This is a genomic window from Rhizobium sp. NFR03 (assembly GCF_900111275.1).
Taxonomy (GTDB): Bacteria; Pseudomonadota; Alphaproteobacteria; order Rhizobiales; family Rhizobiaceae; genus Ferranicluibacter.
Genome location: NZ_FOGR01000006.1, coordinates 68,581 through 86,457, shown reverse-complemented (window position 1 = coordinate 86,457; position 17,877 = coordinate 68,581). Strand labels below are relative to the sequence as shown.

The window sequence follows — 17,877 nt, the reverse complement described above, 5'->3', positions numbered from 1 at the left end:
CCATGGCGCCGCCCATTCTGAAACTCGACGATATCGTGCTGACCTTCGGCGGCACGCCGCTGCTCAACGGCGCGGCGCTGCAGGTGGAGCCGGGCGACCGGATCTGCCTCGTCGGCCGCAACGGCTCCGGCAAATCGACGCTGCTCAAGATCGCAGCCGGGCTGATCGAGCCGCAGTCGGGGGAGGTGTTCCGGCATCCGTCGTCCACCGTGCGCTATCTGGAGCAGGCGCCGGATTTCGGGGCCTATACCACTGTGCAGGCCTATGCCGAAGCGGGCCTCGGGCCGGGCGACGATCCCTATCGGGTGACCTATCTTCTCTCGCATCTGGGCTTGAGCGGCGAGGAGAATCCGAACGATCTCTCCGGTGGCGAGGCCCGCCGCGCAGCACTCGCCCGGGTGCTGGCGCCCGAGCCTGACATCCTCATGCTCGACGAGCCGACCAACCATCTGGACCTGCCAACCATCGAGTGGCTGGAAGGCGAGCTACAGAAGACCCGCAGCGCCCTCATCCTCATTTCGCATGACCGTCGCTTTCTGGAAAAGGTCTCGACCGCCACCGTTTGGCTCGATCGCGGCACCTCGCGCCGGCTCGACCGGGGGTTCGGCCAGTTCGAAGCCTGGCGCGACCAGGTGCTGGAACAGGAGGAGCTGGAGCAGCACAAGCTCGGCAAGCAGATCGAGCGGGAGGAGCACTGGCTGCGCTATGGTGTGACCGCCCGGCGCAAGCGCAACATGCGCCGCCTCGGCGCGTTGCAGGATCTGCGCTCCAATTATCGCGGCCACAAGGGGCCGCAGGGCTCCGTGCAGGCGAGCGTCTCGGACGCGCAGGAGTCCGGCAAGCTGGTGATCGAGGCGGAGAAGATCACCAAGGCCTATGGTCCGCGAACCATCGTCGCGCCCTTCTCCATCCGGGTGCATCGCGGTGACTGCATCGGTCTCGTCGGCCCGAACGGGGCCGGCAAGACCACGCTTTTGAAGATGCTGACCGGCCAGCTGAAGCCCGACGAGGGCAAGGTGAAGCTCGGCACCAACCTCGAGATCGCCACGCTCGACCAGAAGCGCGAGGACCTGAACCTCGAGGATACGCTGGCCAATTACCTGACCGACGGGCGCGGCGAGACGCTGCTGGTCAATGGCGAGCAGCGGCATGTGACCGGCTACATGAAGGAGTTCCTGTTCCAGCCGGAACAGGCGCGCACGCCGATCAAGAACCTCTCCGGTGGCGAGCGGGCGCGGCTCATGCTGGCGCGCATCCTGTCGCGCCCGACGAACCTCCTGATCCTCGACGAACCGACCAACGACCTGGACATCGAGACGCTCGACCTGTTGCAGGAGATCGTGGCAGGCTTTGCCGGCACGGTCATTCTCGTCAGCCATGATCGCGACTTCCTCGACCGTACGGTGACCTCCACCATCGCGCCGGCCGATCCGGAAGCGCCGGATGGCCGCTGGATCGAATATGCCGGCGGCTATTCCGACATGATGGTCCAGCGCAAGGGCGTGGCGGACGAGCGCAAGCGGGCCGAGAAGGCGGAAAAGGCTCGTCAGACCGGTGCTGCACAAACGTCGGGGCAGGGCGCTTCCGGCAAGCCGGCCAAGGGGAAGCTCTCCTTCAAGCAGAAGTTCGCGCTGGAGAACCTGCCGAAGGAGATGGAGAAGGCGCAAGGCGAGATCGCCAAACGCGAGGCCGAGATGGCCGACCCGAAGCTCTTCACCAAGAATCCGGACCGCTTTGCAGCGCTTGCCGCCGAGCTTGAAAAGCTGCGCGCCTCCATCGAGAGGATGGAAGGCGAATGGCTGGAGTTGGAGATGCTGCGCGAAGAGCTGGAGGGATAGGCCGCCGCACAGCGCCATCCTTGATTCGGGGTGGCATCGGGTCTATGACTTGCGGCGTGGTGATTTGGCCGGCCGGCTTGCAGCCACGTTAAACAAGTCGCTAAAGGGCCGTGGGACGATGTTTCGCCCGCTGCCCTCCATCTCGGCCGGTGTCGTTATTCCGAGTGAAGCCGATGCCCATCAAGATACCCGATACGCTGCCCGCCTTCGAAACCCTCGTCTCCGAGGGTGTGCGGGTGATGACCGAAACGGCCGCCATCCGCCAGGATATCCGGCCGCTGCAGATCGGGCTTCTCAACCTCATGCCGAACAAGATCAAGACCGAGGTGCAGATGGCGCGCCTGGTCGGCGCGTCCCCGCTGCAGGTCGAGTTCACGCTGATCCGTCTCGGCAGCCACAAGGCGAAGAACACGTCGGAAGATCACCTGCTCGCCTTCTACGAGACATTCGAGGATGTCCGCGAGCGGCATTTCGACGGGCTGATCATCACCGGCGCGCCGGTGGAACTGCTGCCCTTCGAGGAGGTCACCTACTGGGAGGAGATGCAGCAGATCTTCGACTGGACGCACAGCCATGTCCATTCGACGCTCAACATCTGCTGGGGCGCGATGGCGGCGATCTATCATTTCCATGGCGTGCCGAAGCACGCGCTTCGCGAGAAGGCCTTTGGCGTCTATCGCCACCACAATCTCAACCCGTCTTCGGTCTATCTCAGCGGCTTCTCCGACGATTTCCAGATTCCCGTGTCGCGCTGGACCGAGGTGCGCCGCGAAGATATCCAGACGGTTCCGGGGCTGGAGATCCTGATGGAATCCGACGAGATGGGCGTCTGCTTCGTGCATGAGAAGGCCGGCAATCGTCTTTATGTGTTCAACCACGTGGAATATGATTCGACGTCCCTCTCGGACGAGTATTTCCGTGACGTGAATGCCGGCGTTCCCATCAAGATGCCGTATAATTATTTTCCGCATAACGATCCCGATCTGCCGCCGCTGAACCGCTGGCGCAGCCATGCGCATCTGCTGTTTGGCAACTGGATCAACGATATCTACCAGACCACGCCCTACGAGCTGAGCGAGATCGGCAAGGGCCGCTGACAGGTTTTCCGCGATGGACGCGGGACAGGATGAGGTCGGCGGTGCCCGGTGGTGCTGCGACCGGACAAGAGCGAGGACCATATTTTGACGAGCAGCACTGCAATGGAGATTTTCGGCCATCTGAAGACGGGCGAACCCGTGCACCGCGTGACGATCCGCGGGGGCGGGCTGACTGCGAACGTCATGTCCTGGGGCGCCGTTATTCAGGACCTGCGGCTTGAGGGGCATGCCCCGCCGCTGGTGCTCGGCTTCGAGGCGTTCGACGACTATCCCGCCCACTCCTCCTACTTCGGAGCAACGCCCGGGCGCTCCGCCAACCGCATCGGTGACGGGCGCTTTACGATCGACGGCGAGGACTTCCAGCTGGAACTGAACGAGAAGGGCGTGACGCATCTCCATGGCGGCAGCGACGGCATTGCCAAGCGCCTGTGGACCATCGTCGATGTCTCCGAAGATTCTGTGTCGCTGAAGATCGTCGATCCCGCAGGTCGCGCCGGCTATCCCGGCACCTGCGAGATCAATGCGACCTACCGGCTTTCCGGACATGGGTGCCTCAGCGTCACCTATACGGCGACGACGGATGCGCCGACGATCGCCAATCTCTGCCAGCACACCTATTTCAATCTCGATGGTCGCCCCGACACGCTCGGTCACGACATCATGATCGCGGCCGATCATTACCTGCCGACGAACGAGCATCAGATCCCGACCGGTAACATTGCTTCGGTCGAAGGCACGGTGTTCGATCTGCGCGAGATGACCTCCATGAGCCGCCAGACCGAAGGCGAAAAGGTGCTCTACGACCATAATTTCTGCCTGTCGCCCGAGCGCGGCCCCAAGCGGTCTGCCGCATTGGTTCGTAGCATCGATTCCGGCGTCTCTCTGGAAGTCCGCACGACGGAACCCGGGGTTCAGTTCTATTCCGGTTTCAAGCTGAAGACGCCCGTTCCGGGCCTCGAAGGCCGCAGCTACGGCCCGTTTGCAGGCTTCTGCCTGGAAACCCAGATCTGGCCGGACGCCGTCAACCACGAGGGCTTCCCGAACGCCATTCTGCGCCCCGGCGAAACGTTGCGCCAGGAAACGGACTATATCTTCTCGAAGAGCTGATGAGGTGAGGAGTGCGTTCATCCGGGCGCACTCCGGTTTCTCACGCTCTGTCGATCATCATCGCGTGGGCTTCCCGGAGAACGTCGGCCGCTGGCTTCGTGTCGGGCAAGACAGGTTGAAGCGCAGCAATGCACGTCAGTGCCAGCATCATTCAGCGCCAGATAACGGCATACTGCCTGGAACGGCGCACCTTGGCAGGCGCCGACTTTTCATCATGTTGTGATTGGAAAAAATGGAGCGGGTGAAGCGATTCGAACGCTCGACCCCAACCTTGGCAAGGTTGTGCTCTACCCCTGAGCTACACCCGCTCTTCAACCAAGGTCCGGGGGTAGTCGGTGGACCGTGGCGTCACCGTTTTCGTTGGCGACGGGCGCTATATCGCTCACCCGATTTGGAAATGCAACAGGGAAATGACGGGAGTAGAGAAAAAATGCTGGAATTTCTTTTAACCCATTGAATATAAATATTTTTGTGTTCGGATTTTTAACGGGGTGGATGTCTCATGCCACGCGGTGGCACGGTCGGTCGTCTTGCGCCGCGCTCTGGAGACGGCCACTGTCGCCTCTGCGATTGCATCGCGGACTGGCGCTTCGTAATCACATGGCAGCAGAGACAGGAGCCACGACATGACCGATGCACAGCCGAAGACGGCAGAGGATCTTTTCCGCTTTCTCGATGATCTCGGGATCGCACACCAGACGAAACGGCATGCGCCGGTGTTCACGGTGGCCGAATCGGTCTCGCTTCGCGACGAGATCCCCGGCGGGCATACAAAGAACCTGTTCGTGAAGGACAAGAAGGACAATTACTTCCTCCTGACGGTCGAGGAGCATGCGACGGTCGACCTGAAGACGGTGCACACGCTGATCGGTGCCGCAAGCAAGGTCTCCTTCGGAAAGCCGGAGAAGCTGATGGAGTATCTGGGCGTCATCCCCGGTGCCGTGACCGCGCTCGGCGTCATCAACGACCACGCCGGTGCCGTGACGCTGGTGCTGGATGCGGACCTGATGCGCGAGGACATCGTCAACTGCCACCCGCTGACGAACGACGCCACGACGTCGCTGGCGTCGAAGGACCTCATCCGCTTTGCCGAGGCGACCGGGCATGTGCCGCTTGTCTTGAAAGTCACGGCCTGACATACGATCTTTGAGGGCAAGTGCCGGATCTCATCCGGTCAGGACAGGATCGGGGCTGCGCATGCCCCCGCAAGGAGCATTCGATGAGCGGCAACAATCCCTATTCCGGTTCCTACGGCAGCCAGATGAGTGCGACAGCGACCTATGGCGGCGCGCCCAGTTCGGCGATGCCCGCCGCGGCTGCACCCGCCAGCGGCGGAGCCCTCATCTCCGACACGACAACGGCGACGTTTACGCGCGACGTGCTGGAAGCCTCCCGCGACCTGCCGGTTCTGGTCGATTTCTGGGCGCCCTGGTGCGGCCCGTGCAAGCAGCTGACGCCGATCATCGAGAAGGTGGTGACGGAGGCGGGCGGACGGGTGAAGCTCGTCAAGATGAACATTGACGATCACCCGTCGATTGCAGGCCAGCTCGGCATCCAGTCCATCCCGGCCGTGGTTGCCTTCGTCAATGGCCGTCCGGCGGATGGTTTCATGGGTGCGGTTCCCGAAAGCCAGATCCGGGCTTTCATCGAGAAGATTGCCGGGCCCGCGGTCGACGATCAGGCGGCCGAGATCGAGGCGGCGCTTGTCGAGGCGAAGCAGCTGCTGGACGCTGGCGATCTTCAGAATGCCGGCGGCATCTTCGCCTCCGTGCTTCAGGTCGAGCCGGAAAATCTGCCGGCACGGGCCGGGCTCGCCGAAGTGATGATCGCATCCGACGCGCTCGATCAGGCACGGGAGATCCTCTCCGAACTCTCCGACGAGCAGAAGACCGATCCGCAGGTCTCTGCACTTCTCAAGCGTCTCGACCAGATCGATGAGGCCCGCAAGCTCGGTGATCCCAAGGCGCTGGAAGCGGCCCTCCTTGCCAATCCCGACGACCATGCCGCTCGATTGAACCTCGCCAAGATCCGCAATGTCGAAGGCGACCGCCAGGCGGCGGCCGAGCACCTGCTGGCAATCATGCGGCGCGACCGCGCGTTTGAAGACGATGGCGCTCGCCGGGCGCTGGTCGAGTTCTTCGAGGTCTGGGGTCCTGCCGATCCGGCAACGCTGTCTGCACGTCGCAAGATGTCGGCTATCCTGTTCTCCTGAACTTTTTCGTCCCGGAGGCGTTTCTTCCGGTTCAAAATGCCGCGTCCGGGAAAGCATGTTTCCCGCTTGAGATTTCCGGCAAGCGCACCATCTCATCCCATAATGCGAGGCGGACGGGCCGATGATCGGCCCGTTGCCCGAGATACGGCGGAGTTTGCCTGAGATGCAGGTCGGAAATGCACGTTACCTGAAGCCACGGGATATTCCGGATGTCATTCCGGTGTTTCCGCTGACCGGCGTTCTGTTGCTGCCGGGCTCGCAGCTGCCGCTCAACATTTTCGAGCCGCGCTATCTCGCCATGTTCGACGACGCACTGTGTGGCAACCGGCTGATCGGCATGGTGCAGCCCTCGCTGACCGATCATAGCGAGGATAGTCAGGCGCTTTGTCAGGTCGGCTGCGTCGGTCGCATCACGTCGTTTGCCGAAATGGAGGACGGGCGCTACATCACGTCGCTCACCGGCATTTGCCGCTTCCGCCTGTTTGACGAAATGCATCCGGTGAAGGGCTACCGAACCTTCAAGATCACGCCCTTTGCCGGCGATCTCACCGAATCCGAGGATGAGGCGCAGGTCGACCGCGAAGCGCTGCTTGCCGCCTTCAAGGCCTATCTCGACACCAACAAGCTGGAAGCCGACTGGGAGAGCGTGGAGCGTGCCGGCAACACGACGCTGGTCAACTCCATGGCCATGATGCTGCCTTATGGCCCGGCCGAGAAGCAGGCGCTGCTGGAGGCACCGGACCTGAAGACGCGCGCCGATACGTTGATCGCTATCACCGAGATCGTTCTGGCGAAGACGTTTGGCGACATCGAAACCATGCTGCAATAGGCGTTGAGATGGACGAGAGGACCCGCCGCGTCGATCCGAAGCTGCTTGAGCTTCTCGTCTGCCCGCTCACCAAGGGCCGGCTGAGCTATCATGCGGCGGAAAACGAACTCATCTCGGAAAAGGCGCGTCTCGCCTATCCCATTCGCGACGGCATTCCCATCATGCTGATCTCCGAGGCGCGCAAGATCGAGGACTGATGCGTCCGATCTAGATTGCCCTGCCTGTCAGCAGCTTCGGATCGCTGCTCGCAGCGGCACCCGCCTGACGGATGAAGAAAGACTTCAGCGGTGTCAGGCGATCCACAATGCCAAGTCCAAGGTCGCGCATCATGCGCACGGGCATGATGTCGTTCGAGAACAGTCGGTTCAGCACATCCGTCGTCACGCCCATACGGAACGTGTCGAAACGGCGCCAGGTCTGGTAGCGCTCAAGGACGGCGAGCGAGCCGATGTCGAGGCCGAGGCGGTCTGCATCGACGATGGTTTCGGCCAGCGCGGCGACATCCTTGAATCCGAGATTGAGGCCTTGCCCGGAAATGGGGTGGATGCCATGAGCGGAGTCGCCGGCCAGCGCGAAGCGGTTGGCGACGAAGGCGCGGGCAAGCGTCAGGCCGAGCGGAAAGGCGCGGCGGCCGCCGACCACTTTCAGGGCTCCGAGCTTGTAGCCGAAGCGACGTTCGAGTTCGGCCTCGAAGACGAGATCGTCGCTTTCGATCAGGCGGTTCGCGTCCTCCGTCCGCTCGGTCCAGACGAGCGACGAGCGATTGCCTTTGAGAGGCAGCGTGGCGAACGGGCCTGCCGGCAGGAAGTGCTCCTCGGCGGTGCCGTCATGCGGCCGCTCGTGCTCGACCGTGGTGACGATGCCGGACTGGGCATAGTCGAAATTCACCGTCTTGATGCCGGCCGCGTCGCGCAGCCTGGAGCGCACACCGTCACAGGCGACCAGCAGGCGGGCCTCGATCTCGCTCCCATCGGCAAGCTTCAGCCGAACCGCGTGATCGTCGGCGGTAAAGCCGCTCGCGGTGGTCGACGGACGGATATCGATGCCGAGGCTCGCCGCCTTCTCGCGCAGGGCGCCAACCAATGCGACATTCGGGACCATGTGCGCGAAGGGGCGATCCGCGTCCGGCTCACCCTCGAAGGTCAGGAACACGGGGCGCACGGGATCGGCGGTCTTGGAGTCCGTGATGACCATGCGGCGGATCGGCTCGGCCTCCGGCGCGATGGTCTGCCATATACCCAAGACGTCGAGCATCGAGGAGGCCGCGGCGGCGATGGCGGAGGCCCGCTCGTCACCGCGCCAGGCACCGTCCGGGGCGCCGTCGATGAGCGTCACCGAGAGGTGTGGCGCCGCCGTCTTGACCGCAACCGCCAGCGAGAGCCCGACATATCCGCCGCCTGCCACCAATAGATCGATCATCCGTCTCGTCCTTCGCTCTTGTGCTTGCGCCCTATATAGATCATCGACGTCATGCTTCCTACCGCCGGAGATCGCGCAATGTCCAATGATGCCCTGCCCGAACCTGCCTTGTCCGAGGCCGCCGCGACGGAAACGGCGATGGACGTTCTCCTGCAGACGCTCGATCTGGAAACGCTGGAGGAAAACCTTTTCCGCGGCGTGTCGCCGCAGGTGGGCTGGCAACGCGTGTTCGGCGGGCAGGTGATCGGGCAGGCGCTGGTGGCTGCGCAACGTACGGTGACGGCGGACCGCTTCGTGCATTCGCTGCATGCCTATTTCATGCGGCCGGGCGATCCGGCTGTCCCGATCATCTACGAGGTCGACCGGATCCGCGACGGCGGCAGCTTCACCACGCGGCGTGTGGTGGCGATCCAGCATGGCGCGGCGATCTTCGCGCTGTCGGCCTCCTTCCAGGTGGAGGAAGGCGGGCTCGAACATCACGTGTCACCGCCATCGGTCCCACAGCCGGAAGAGCTGATGGGCGAAGCCGAGATGAAGGCGATGTTTCTGGCGAACGCCCCGGGGGCGATCCGTCGCTACTGGGAGCAGCCGCGCCCGATCGAGATCCGTCCGGTGTCGCTGAAGCACTATTTCTCGCGCGAGCGTCAGGAGCCGGTCCAGCATGTCTGGGTCAAGGCGACGGGAGCCGTGCCTGACAACCGGCCGATGCAAGCAGCGGTGCTTGCCTATCTCTCCGACATGACGCTGCTCGACACGTCGCTGCGCGCTCATGGCACCTCGATCTTCGACCGCAGTCTGCAGGTGGCGAGCCTCGATCATGCCATGTGGTTCCATCGCCCGGTGAGGCTCGACGACTGGCTCCTCTACACGCAGGACAGCCCCAGTACGAGCGGCGCGCGCGGCATGAACCGTGGCAGTCTGTTCGACCGTTCGGGAAACCTGATCGCATCCGTCGCTCAGGAGGGACTGATTCGGAAAAAGGCAAATGACTAATCTGTGAGCAATTTTTTAAATTTGCACAATTTTTAGACGGAAAATCTGGCGAATATTTAACGTTTCATCGGCTGTCCCTCGGTGAATGCGGTGATTTCGTGTCATTTCATCTATTTTTCACGACGACGCGGAACTGGCACGCGCCTTGAATAGAACTTGGCGGTCGTTGGGGAAACAAGGCTCATCGGCATGCACAGACGGCACGTGAGCCGCAGATGAACAAGGATGGGAAACCAGATGAAAATTGTGATGGCCATTATCAAGCCGTTCAAGCTCGATGAGGTTCGCGAAGCGCTCACCGCCGTTGGAATTCAGGGCCTGACCGTCACGGAAGTGAAGGGCTACGGCCGCCAGAAGGGGCATACCGAAATCTACCGCGGCACCGAATACGCCGTCAGCTTCCTGCCGAAGCTCAAGATCGAAATCGCCGTCGCTTCCGAGATCGTGGACAAGGCCGTCGAAGCGATCGCGTCTTCCGCCAAGACCGGCCAGATCGGCGACGGCAAGATCTTCGTCTACTCCATTGACCATGCGGTGCGCATTCGTACCGGCGAAACCGATTCAGAAGCGCTGTAAGCAACGGCTGTTAGAGGGAGCTTTCTTCACATGACATCTCACACATTCTCGACAACCCTCGGACGCTTCGGCGCCGCAACGGCCGCCTTCCTGGCGCCGGTTGTCGCATTCGCACAGGATACCGCGGCCCCGGCCGTCGCCGAAACGGCTGCTGCCGCTGCACCGGCCATGACGGTCGACAAGGGCGATACGACCTGGATGCTTCTGTCCACCATCCTCGTGCTTCTGATGACGGTGCCGGGGCTGGCACTGTTCTACGGCGGCCTGATGCGCACCAAGAACATGCTGTCCGTCCTGATGCAGGTGATGATGGTCGCGGCCGTCGCCATGATCGTCTGGGTTACCTATGGCTACTCGCTCGCCTTTACCGACGGTGGTTCGCTGAACAGCTTCATCGGCGGCTTCTCCAAGATGTTCCTGTCGGGCGTCGATGTCACGACGCTGTCGGAAAGCTTCTCCAAGGGCGTGGCCATTCCCGAACTTGTCTTCGTCTGCTTCCAGATGACGTTCGCGGCCATTACGCCCGGCCTGATCATCGGTGCCTTCGCCGAACGCATCAAGTTCTCGGCCGTCATCCTCTTCACCATCCTGTGGCTGACCTTCGTCTACTTCCCGATGGCCCACATGGTCTGGTTCTGGGGCGGCCCGAGCGCCTACGACGGCCCGACCGGCCTCATCTTCGGCTTCGGCGCGATCGACTTCGCAGGCGGCACCGTAGTTCACATCAATGCCGGTATCGCCGGTCTGGTCGGCGCACTCATGGTCGGCAAGCGCACAGGCTACGGCAAGGACATGATGGCTCCGCACTCCATGACCATGACCATGATCGGCGCCTCGCTGCTCTGGGTCGGCTGGTTCGGCTTCAATGCCGGCTCCAACCTCGAAGCCAACGCCTATGCCGTTCTCGCCATGATCAACACCTTTGTCGCGACGGCTGCCGCGATCATCTCCTGGTCGATCCTGGAAACCTTCACGCGTGGCAAGGCCTCCATGCTCGGTGCCGCTTCGGGTGCCGTCGCCGGCCTCGTCGTCATCACGCCTGCCGCCGGCTTCGTCGGCCCGATGGGCGCGATCGTCATGGGTCTCATCGTCTCCCCGCTCTGCTACTTCTTCGTCTCCACGGTGAAGAACAAGTTCGGCTATGACGACACGGCTGACGTGTTCGGCGTTCACTGCGTCGGCGGCATCGTCGGTGCGTTGCTCACCGGTGTGTTCGTCAATCCCGCGCTTGGCGGCGCCGGCATTGTCGATTACTCGACGGCCGATTTCGCAGCCTCCTATGCCGGCACGGCAACGCAGGTCTGGGCTCAGCTGAAGGGCGTCATCGTTACGGTCCTGTGGTCGGGCATCGGCTCGGCGATCCTCTACAAGGTCGTGGACGTCATCGTCGGCCTGCGCGTCCCGGTCGAAGCCGAACGCGAAGGTCTCGACCTCGCAAGCCATGGCGAAGCTGCCTACCACTCGTAAGCGCTTTTTAGAGGAGATCGGCCGCAAGCTGATCTCCTCTATCATCCTCAGGCAAACGTTCTTCAGGCCCGGCAATCACTTGCCGGGCTTTCGCATTCTCCAGGGCCACTCTGCTGCGTCGTTTCCGGTCTTCTTCCGGCCTGTCTTTCGTTCTCTGACACGCCTCCACCACGGTTGGCGCTCAAGCCCGCGCCGTTTGCGGATTGACATCGTCCTTCAATCTTCTGAACTTCCGGTTTTCCTAAAGAGGACATCATGGCCACTGCGATCCGCCTTCAACATCCTGGCACCGGTCTGACGAAGATCGGCTATTTCGGCTTCAGCTGGACCAGTCTCTTCTTCGGCGGCATTCCGGCGCTGCTACGGGGTGACGTCGGGATAGGGCTCGGCATGATCGTTGTGGGTATGATCGCCGGCTTCATCGGCGTCGGTCTCGGCTGGTTCATCGTCGGAATCATCTGGGCGTTCATCTACAACAAGATCCATACGACGCGGCTGATCGAGGCCGGCTACAAGCTGGCAGATGCGCCGGAGCGGGTGCGGGATGCCCAGCGGGCACTTGGCATCGGCGATCAGGCCGTTCTGTAGCGCCAGCATGACTCAGACGTCGATTTTTTCCGGTCCTTGCCGTTCAGGCGGGCATGGTTAATCGAGCCTTAACTCTCTCTGCCTACCCTGCGGGCTGGGGCGCCTTTTCTTTCAGACGATCGGGCGTTTCGGACGATCAGGGCGCTTTAAGCGATCAGGACAGGCAGATTTTCCATGGCAAGAAGCAATCAGGCGACATTCGACACCCGGTCCGACAGGTTCGTGCTGTCGGCCTTCGTGTGGCGCCAGTCGGTGGCGCTTGCCGGGTACGCGCTGTTCGCGCTGCTGATGGCTGCGGTCGCAGCCCTTTCCACGTGGAACGTCGCCGACCCCAGCTTCTCCTACGCCACGTCCAATCCCCCGACCAATATTCTCGGTACGGGCGGCGCGGCCTTTGCCGACGGCATGATGCAGTTTTTCGGGATCGGCAGCGTCGTGGCTCTGTTGCCCGTTCTGGCCTGGGCGCTGGTCCTGATTGGCAACAAGCCGTTCGACAAGGTCATAAAGCGCGGCGCCTGCTGGTTCATTGGCTCGGTGCTGGCGGCAGCGGCGCTCTCCTGCGTGCCGGCGCCGGTCACCTGGCCACTACCCAACGGCCTTGGCGGCGTGTTCGGCGACATGATCCTGCGCCTGCCCGCGCTGATCACCGGGGAATATCCGACCGGCACCTTCGCCACCGTGCTCGGTTCGATCATCGCCATTCCCGCGACGGTCTTCCTCGTCTACGCCGCCGGTCTCTTCGGCGTGGCCGATCCTGATGAGGAGGAAGCGCCGGTGATTACGCCCAGCAAGGCGAAGACCGTGCGCGACGAAATCGAGGACGACGAGACGGGCGGCGGGTTCGTCATGTTCCTCGCCGGCGCCTTCACACATATGCGCTATACGACGCAGGCCCGTTTCCGCCGCCTTTTCGGTCTTGCCCGCCGCAAGCCTGCGCCCGAGCGCGATTTCGATGAGCCGTATGATTTCAACGATGACGAATTCGGCACGCTGAACGAGCCGGTGCGGCGCAAATCCGCCATACGCGTCGAGCCCTCGATGGATGGTCCCGCCGCGGCGCGCCGTGGCGCACCCGCCATCGATCCCGGCTTCGATATGGATGATTCCGATGACGAGGACGATGCCGACGACGCCGATATGCTTCCGTCGGGGCTTCTCTCGGGCGATGCCGACGCGCCGTTCGCGCCGCCGGCCCGTCGTGCGCCCGTTCCCGGCCGTGTGGTTGCCGCGCAGCCGCGGCCGCGCGCTCCGGAAGCCGCGTTCGAGCGCCGGGGCAGTGGCAACGGCACCTTTACCCTGCCGCCGCTGGAGTTCCTGAGCGAGCCGAAGAATGTCGTGCGCGATGCGACGCTGTCGGCCGATGCGCTGGAGCAGAACGCCCGCATGCTGGAAGGCGTGCTCGAAGACTTCGGCGTGAAGGGTGAGATCATCCATGTCCGCCCTGGCCCCGTCGTCACGCTTTACGAGCTGGAGCCGGCGCCCGGCATCAAGTCCTCCCGCGTCATCGGCCTTGCCGACGATATCGCCCGCTCCATGAGTGCGATCGCTGCCCGCGTCGCCGTCGTGCCCGGCCGCAACGCCATCGGCATCGAACTGCCGAACCAGCGCCGCGAGACGGTGTATCTGCGCGAACTCATCGGCTCCAGAGACTTCGAAGGGAGCAAGGCAAAGCTTGCCATGGCGCTCGGCAAGACGATCGGCGGCGAGCCCGTCATCACCGATATCGCCAAGATGCCGCATCTGCTCGTCGCCGGTACGACCGGCTCGGGTAAATCGGTCGCGATCAACACGATGATCCTGTCGATCCTCTATCGCATGACGCCAGACCAGTGCCGGCTGATCATGATCGACCCGAAGATGCTCGAACTCTCCGTTTATGACGGTATCCCGCATCTGCTCTCGCCCGTGGTGACCGATCCGAAGAAGGCCGTGGTGGCGCTGAAATGGACGGTGCGCGAGATGGAAGAGCGCTACAAGAAGATGTCGAAGATCGGTGTGCGCAACATCGACGGCTTCAATTCCCGCGTCGAGCAGGCGCTGGAGAAGGGCGAGGCGATCAGCCGCACCGTGCAGACCGGGTTCGACCGCCAGACCGGCGAGGCGACCTACGAGACGGAAGAATTCGACCTTCAGCCGATGCCCTATATCGTCGTGATCATCGACGAAATGGCCGACCTGATGATGGTGGCCGGCAAGGACATCGAAGGGGCCGTGCAGCGGCTTGCCCAGATGGCGCGTGCGGCCGGCATCCATGTGATCATGGCGACGCAGCGTCCGTCCGTCGATGTCATCACCGGCACGATCAAGGCGAACTTCCCGACGCGCATTTCCTTCCAGGTCACGTCGAAGATCGACAGCCGTACCATTCTTGGAGAGCAGGGTGCCGAACAGCTGCTCGGTCAGGGCGACATGCTCTACATGGCCGGGGGCGGGCGCATTCAGCGTGTCCATGGGCCGTTCGTGTCGGACAACGAGGTCGAGCAGATCGTCTCCTACCTGAAGACGCAAGGCGCGCCGGATTATCTCGATGCGATCACCGAGGATGACGGCGAGGACGATGAGGGCGGCAGCGGCGGCGGCCCGGCCGGCACCGGCAATCTTGCGGAATCCGATGACCCCTATGATCAGGCGGTAGCAATCGTTCTGCGGGACGGAAAGGCCTCGACCTCCTATGTCCAGCGCCGCCTCGGCATCGGCTATAACAGGGCGGCCTCGCTGATCGAGCGCATGGAGAAGGAAGGCATCATCAGTGCGGCCAACCACGCTGGCAAGCGCGAGATCCTGGTGCCGACGGAAGACGAGATCACCGGACGCTGACGGCGCCCGGTCCTGGCCTCTGGGCGAGGCTGACATCTCCGCCCCATTTGGTGGTGACGAGGCTCGCGAGCGGCCTGCACGTCTTGCCTCGGTTAGGTCTTGTCCGGCGAGGTCTTGAAGGTGCCGCAGTTGCGCGCCACATCACGCACAGATTGAACAGGAGTTTCCCATGACAGAGACACGAACGACCGACAGAACTGGACAGGCGGATCGGTCGCTCCTGTCGCGGCGCACCTTTGTGGCAGGCGTGGCGGTTTTCGGCGTGCTGGCGATGACAGGACTGCCGCTCGATCCGGCGGCTGCCCAATCGACCGCGACGGCCCAGAAGATCGCCGATCATTTCGCATCCGTGAAGACCATGAGCGGCGAATTCGTGCAGTTCGGCCCGCGTGGCGAGCAGACGGGCGGAAAGTTCTTCATCAGCCGCCCGGGCCGCATCCGCTTCAACTATGAGGCGCCATCGCCGATGCGTGTCATCGCCGACGGCAAGTCGGTCGTCATCGGTAACCAGAAGCTCAAGACCTGGGATATCTATCCCCTGTCGAAGACGCCGCTGAACCTGCTTCTCTCCAATTCCATCGACCTCTCCGGCAAGACGGTGCGCGACGTGAAGGAGGAGACGGACCTGATCACCATCGTGCTCGGCGACCGCTCCATCTTCGGGGACAGCACCATTACCATGATGTTCGATCCGAAGACCTACGACCTTCGCCAGTGGACGATCACCGATCCGCAGAAGAAGGACACGTCCGTGATGATCTTCAACGTCAAGACCGGCATGCCGATGGACGATGCCGTCTTCCGCATCCCCTATGACGAGATCCGCAAGTAGACTTTCAGCCCACGCTTGTCGCGTGCTCTCAAAATTGCTTAAAGGTCCCGTCCCGGCGGGACCTTTTTTGCATTCCGGAAGGCACATCATGACATTGTCGATCGCAACCTGGAACATCAACTCCGTTCGCCTGCGCATGCCGCTGGTCTCGGATTTCCTCGTGCGCTTTCAGCCCGACATCCTGTGCCTGCAGGAGACCAAGTGCCCGAACGATCTCTTCCCGGTGAAGGCTTTCGAGGCACTGGGCTACGGGCACATGGCGATGCACGGCCAGAAGGGCTATCACGGTGTGGCCACGCTCTCTCGCCTGCCGCTGACGGAACTTGTGGACCGGCGCGACTATTGCGGCGTCGGCGATGCGCGGCATCTCTCGGTCGTCTTTTCGCATGGGACCAAGCGCATCCGGTTGCACAATTTCTACGTTCCGGCCGGGGGTGACGAGCCAGACCGGACCATCAACAAGAAGTTCGGCCACAAGCTCGATTTTCTCGAAGAAATGAAACTGTTGCATGCGGAGGCGGAAGCCGGGGTGTCCTCGATCCTCGTCGGCGATCTCAACGTGGCGCCGCTGGAGCACGATGTGTGGTCGCACAAGCAGCTGCTGAAGATCGTCAGCCACACGCCGATCGAGACCGAAGGGCTGACGGCGATCATGACAGGCGGGGCCTGGGTGGATCTCATGCGCCAGCACACGCCGTCGCCGGAAAAGCTCTATACCTGGTGGAGCTACCGCGCCAAGGACTGGCAGGCGGCAGACCGCGGGCGTCGCCTCGACCACATCTGGTCGTCCGCCGATCTCTCTGCGCATCTTCGGCAGGTCGATATCGTCAAGGAAGCCCGCGGGTGGGAGCGTCCGTCCGACCACGTGCCGGTGATCGCGACCTTCGACCTCTGACAGTTCGTATTAGAGGAAGCGCGGGGCGAGCTTGCCGACGCGGCGGATCATGGCCTCGAGGTTGTCGCGGATGCGCTTGTCAACGAGGGCGGCGACGTCGGGATATTCCTCCAGCATGCGGTGGAAAAGCGGCCGGGTGATGCGGATGACTTCGGTCTCGACCTCTGCCGTTGCGGTGAACTTGCGTTCCACCAGCGAGATCATGGCGAGTTCGGAAAGAAGCGTGCCGCGGCCGACGGTCGCAATGGTCTCGATACCACCGCTGGCTGTCGCCCGCGTGAGCGCCAGCCGCCCGGCCGCAACCGCATAAGCGCAATCAGCCGGCGCACCTTCGCGAAACAGCTGCTGGCCACGCACCAGCCGTCTGCGCTCTGCACCGAATGCGATGAGGCGGAGCTTTTCGTCGTCGATATCCGCAAACAGCGGCACGATCGAGAGAAGGGCGATATCGTCGTTCAGCGCCAAGGGGCTCTCCGATCCTTTGCCGTCCGCAAGGGGACGGCCGATCGTCAGCCGGCCTTATGGGACGATCTTGTAGCCGCCATTTTCTGTCACCAAAATCTCGGCATTGGAAGGGTCGCGCTCGATTTTCTGGCGGAGACGATAGACGTGCGTTTCCAGCGTGTGCGTGGTGACGCCGGAATTGTAGCCCCAGACTTCCTCCAGCAGCACATCGCGCGTCACCACCTTCTGATCGGCGCGGTAGAGATAGCGGATGATGGCCGCTTCCTTCTCCGTCAAGCGGATCTTCTGCCCGTTTTCGAGCGTCAGCAGCTTCTGGCTGGGCTTGAACGTGTAAGGTCCCACGGTGAAGGTGGCATCCTCGCTCTGCTCGTGCTGGCGCAGCTGGGCGCGGATACGGGCCAGCAGAACGGCAAAGCGGAACGGCTTGGTGACATAGTCATTGGCGCCCGCTTCGAGCCCCAGAATCGTGTCGGAATCCGTATCATGGCCCGTGAGCATGATGATCGGCGCCTTGAAGCCGCCTTTCCGCAGGAGCTTCACGGCCTCGCGTCCGTCCATATCCGGCAGGCCGACATCCATGATCAGGAGAGACACCGTGCCGGTACGTGCCGCCTGCACGCCCTTGCTTGCCGTCGCCTCCTGCAGAATGACGAATTCTTCGTAGAGCGACAGTTGCTCGACCAGCGTCTGGCGCAAGACGTCATCATCGTCGACGAGCAGAATGGTACGGGATGACATGGTG

General features: G+C 62.6%; 17 protein-coding genes, 1 tRNA gene and 1 riboswitch. Of the genes, 14 read left to right on the top strand and 4 right to left on the bottom strand.

Annotation, left to right across the window (positions count from 1 at the left end; translation table 11 throughout):
- Positions 1-2 precede the first annotated feature (2 nt).
- The 3 genes from BSG19_RS18700 to BSG19_RS18690 all read left to right on the top strand — a co-directional run bounded on the left by BSG19_RS18700 (position 3) and on the right by BSG19_RS18690 (position 4,042).
- On the top strand, positions 3-1,838 hold the full coding sequence (locus BSG19_RS18700) for an ABC-F family ATP-binding cassette domain-containing protein (protein WP_092989547.1): 1,836 nt from the start codon (positions 3-5) through the stop codon (positions 1,836-1,838).
- 46 nt (positions 1,839-1,884) lie between these two features.
- A riboswitch (SAM riboswitch) is annotated at positions 1,885-1,962 on the top strand.
- 49 nt (positions 1,963-2,011) lie between these two features.
- Positions 2,012-2,935, top strand: a complete 924-nt coding sequence (gene metA / locus BSG19_RS18695) for a homoserine O-acetyltransferase MetA (protein WP_092989546.1) — start codon at positions 2,012-2,014, stop codon at positions 2,933-2,935.
- A 102-nt stretch (positions 2,936-3,037) separates the two neighbouring features.
- Positions 3,038-4,042: an aldose epimerase family protein gene (locus BSG19_RS18690; RefSeq protein WP_092989545.1), complete on the top strand. Its 1,005-nt coding sequence runs from the start codon at positions 3,038-3,040 to the stop codon at positions 4,040-4,042.
- A 233-nt stretch (positions 4,043-4,275) separates the two neighbouring features.
- Here BSG19_RS18690 and BSG19_RS18685 read toward each other — a convergent pair.
- Positions 4,276-4,350, bottom strand: a tRNA-Gly gene (locus tag BSG19_RS18685).
- A 318-nt stretch (positions 4,351-4,668) separates the two neighbouring features.
- Between BSG19_RS18685 and BSG19_RS18680 the strand changes: the two genes are divergently transcribed.
- The 4 genes from BSG19_RS18680 to BSG19_RS18665 all read left to right on the top strand — a co-directional run bounded on the left by BSG19_RS18680 (position 4,669) and on the right by BSG19_RS18665 (position 7,280).
- On the top strand, positions 4,669-5,178 hold the full coding sequence (locus tag BSG19_RS18680; RefSeq protein WP_092989544.1) for a prolyl-tRNA synthetase associated domain-containing protein: 510 nt from the start codon (positions 4,669-4,671) through the stop codon (positions 5,176-5,178).
- Between the two features lie 83 nt (positions 5,179-5,261).
- Positions 5,262-6,254: a thioredoxin gene (gene trxA / locus BSG19_RS18675; RefSeq protein ID WP_092989543.1), complete on the top strand. Its 993-nt coding sequence runs from the start codon at positions 5,262-5,264 to the stop codon at positions 6,252-6,254.
- Between the two features lie 163 nt (positions 6,255-6,417).
- The gene (locus BSG19_RS18670) at positions 6,418-7,083 is read left to right on the top strand and encodes an LON peptidase substrate-binding domain-containing protein (protein ID WP_092989542.1); all 666 of its coding nucleotides are present in this window, start codon (positions 6,418-6,420) and stop codon (positions 7,081-7,083) included.
- 8 nt (positions 7,084-7,091) lie between these two features.
- The gene (locus BSG19_RS18665) at positions 7,092-7,280 is read left to right on the top strand and encodes a Trm112 family protein (protein ID WP_092989541.1); all 189 of its coding nucleotides are present in this window, start codon (positions 7,092-7,094) and stop codon (positions 7,278-7,280) included.
- 10 nt (positions 7,281-7,290) lie between these two features.
- Here the strand turns inward: BSG19_RS18665 and BSG19_RS18660 are convergent, their stop codons facing one another.
- Positions 7,291-8,574, bottom strand: a complete 1,284-nt coding sequence (locus tag BSG19_RS18660; protein ID WP_092989656.1) for a ubiquinone biosynthesis hydroxylase — start codon at positions 8,572-8,574, stop codon at positions 7,291-7,293.
- Positions 8,575-8,580: 6 nt separating this feature from the next.
- Here BSG19_RS18660 and tesB point away from each other — a divergent pair, with 6 nt between their 5' ends.
- The 7 genes from tesB to BSG19_RS18625 all read left to right on the top strand — a co-directional run bounded on the left by tesB (position 8,581) and on the right by BSG19_RS18625 (position 16,670).
- Positions 8,581-9,495, top strand: a complete 915-nt coding sequence (gene tesB, locus BSG19_RS18655) for an acyl-CoA thioesterase II (RefSeq protein ID WP_092989540.1) — start codon at positions 8,581-8,583, stop codon at positions 9,493-9,495.
- A 225-nt stretch (positions 9,496-9,720) separates the two neighbouring features.
- Positions 9,721-10,071 carry a P-II family nitrogen regulator gene (locus tag BSG19_RS18650; RefSeq protein WP_018328583.1) on the top strand — a complete coding sequence of 117 codons (351 nt, stop codon included), beginning with the start codon at positions 9,721-9,723 and terminating at the stop codon, positions 10,069-10,071.
- A 30-nt stretch (positions 10,072-10,101) separates the two neighbouring features.
- Complete coding sequence (locus tag BSG19_RS18645) at positions 10,102-11,538, top strand: ammonium transporter (RefSeq protein ID WP_092989539.1); 1,437 nt, start codon at positions 10,102-10,104, stop codon at positions 11,536-11,538.
- A 255-nt stretch (positions 11,539-11,793) separates the two neighbouring features.
- A complete protein-coding gene (locus tag BSG19_RS18640) occupies positions 11,794-12,126 on the top strand; it encodes a hypothetical protein (RefSeq protein ID WP_092989538.1) in 333 nt (110 codons plus the stop codon).
- Positions 12,127-12,300: 174 nt separating this feature from the next.
- The gene (locus BSG19_RS18635) at positions 12,301-14,943 is read left to right on the top strand and encodes an FtsK/SpoIIIE family DNA translocase (protein ID WP_092989537.1); all 2,643 of its coding nucleotides are present in this window, start codon (positions 12,301-12,303) and stop codon (positions 14,941-14,943) included.
- A gap of 169 nt (positions 14,944-15,112) precedes the next feature.
- On the top strand, positions 15,113-15,775 hold the full coding sequence (locus tag BSG19_RS18630; protein ID WP_092989536.1) for an outer membrane lipoprotein carrier protein LolA: 663 nt from the start codon (positions 15,113-15,115) through the stop codon (positions 15,773-15,775).
- A gap of 88 nt (positions 15,776-15,863) precedes the next feature.
- On the top strand, positions 15,864-16,670 hold the full coding sequence (locus tag BSG19_RS18625) for an exodeoxyribonuclease III (protein WP_092989535.1): 807 nt from the start codon (positions 15,864-15,866) through the stop codon (positions 16,668-16,670).
- Between the two features lie 9 nt (positions 16,671-16,679).
- Here the strand turns inward: BSG19_RS18625 and BSG19_RS18620 are convergent, their stop codons facing one another.
- Positions 16,680-17,135, bottom strand: a complete 456-nt coding sequence (locus BSG19_RS18620) for a cyclic nucleotide-binding domain-containing protein (RefSeq protein ID WP_092989534.1) — start codon at positions 17,133-17,135, stop codon at positions 16,680-16,682.
- Positions 17,136-17,189: 54 nt separating this feature from the next.
- The gene (locus tag BSG19_RS18615) at positions 17,190-17,873 is read right to left on the bottom strand and encodes a response regulator transcription factor (RefSeq protein ID WP_092930763.1); all 684 of its coding nucleotides are present in this window, start codon (positions 17,871-17,873) and stop codon (positions 17,190-17,192) included.
- Positions 17,874-17,877: the final 4 nt, after the last annotated feature.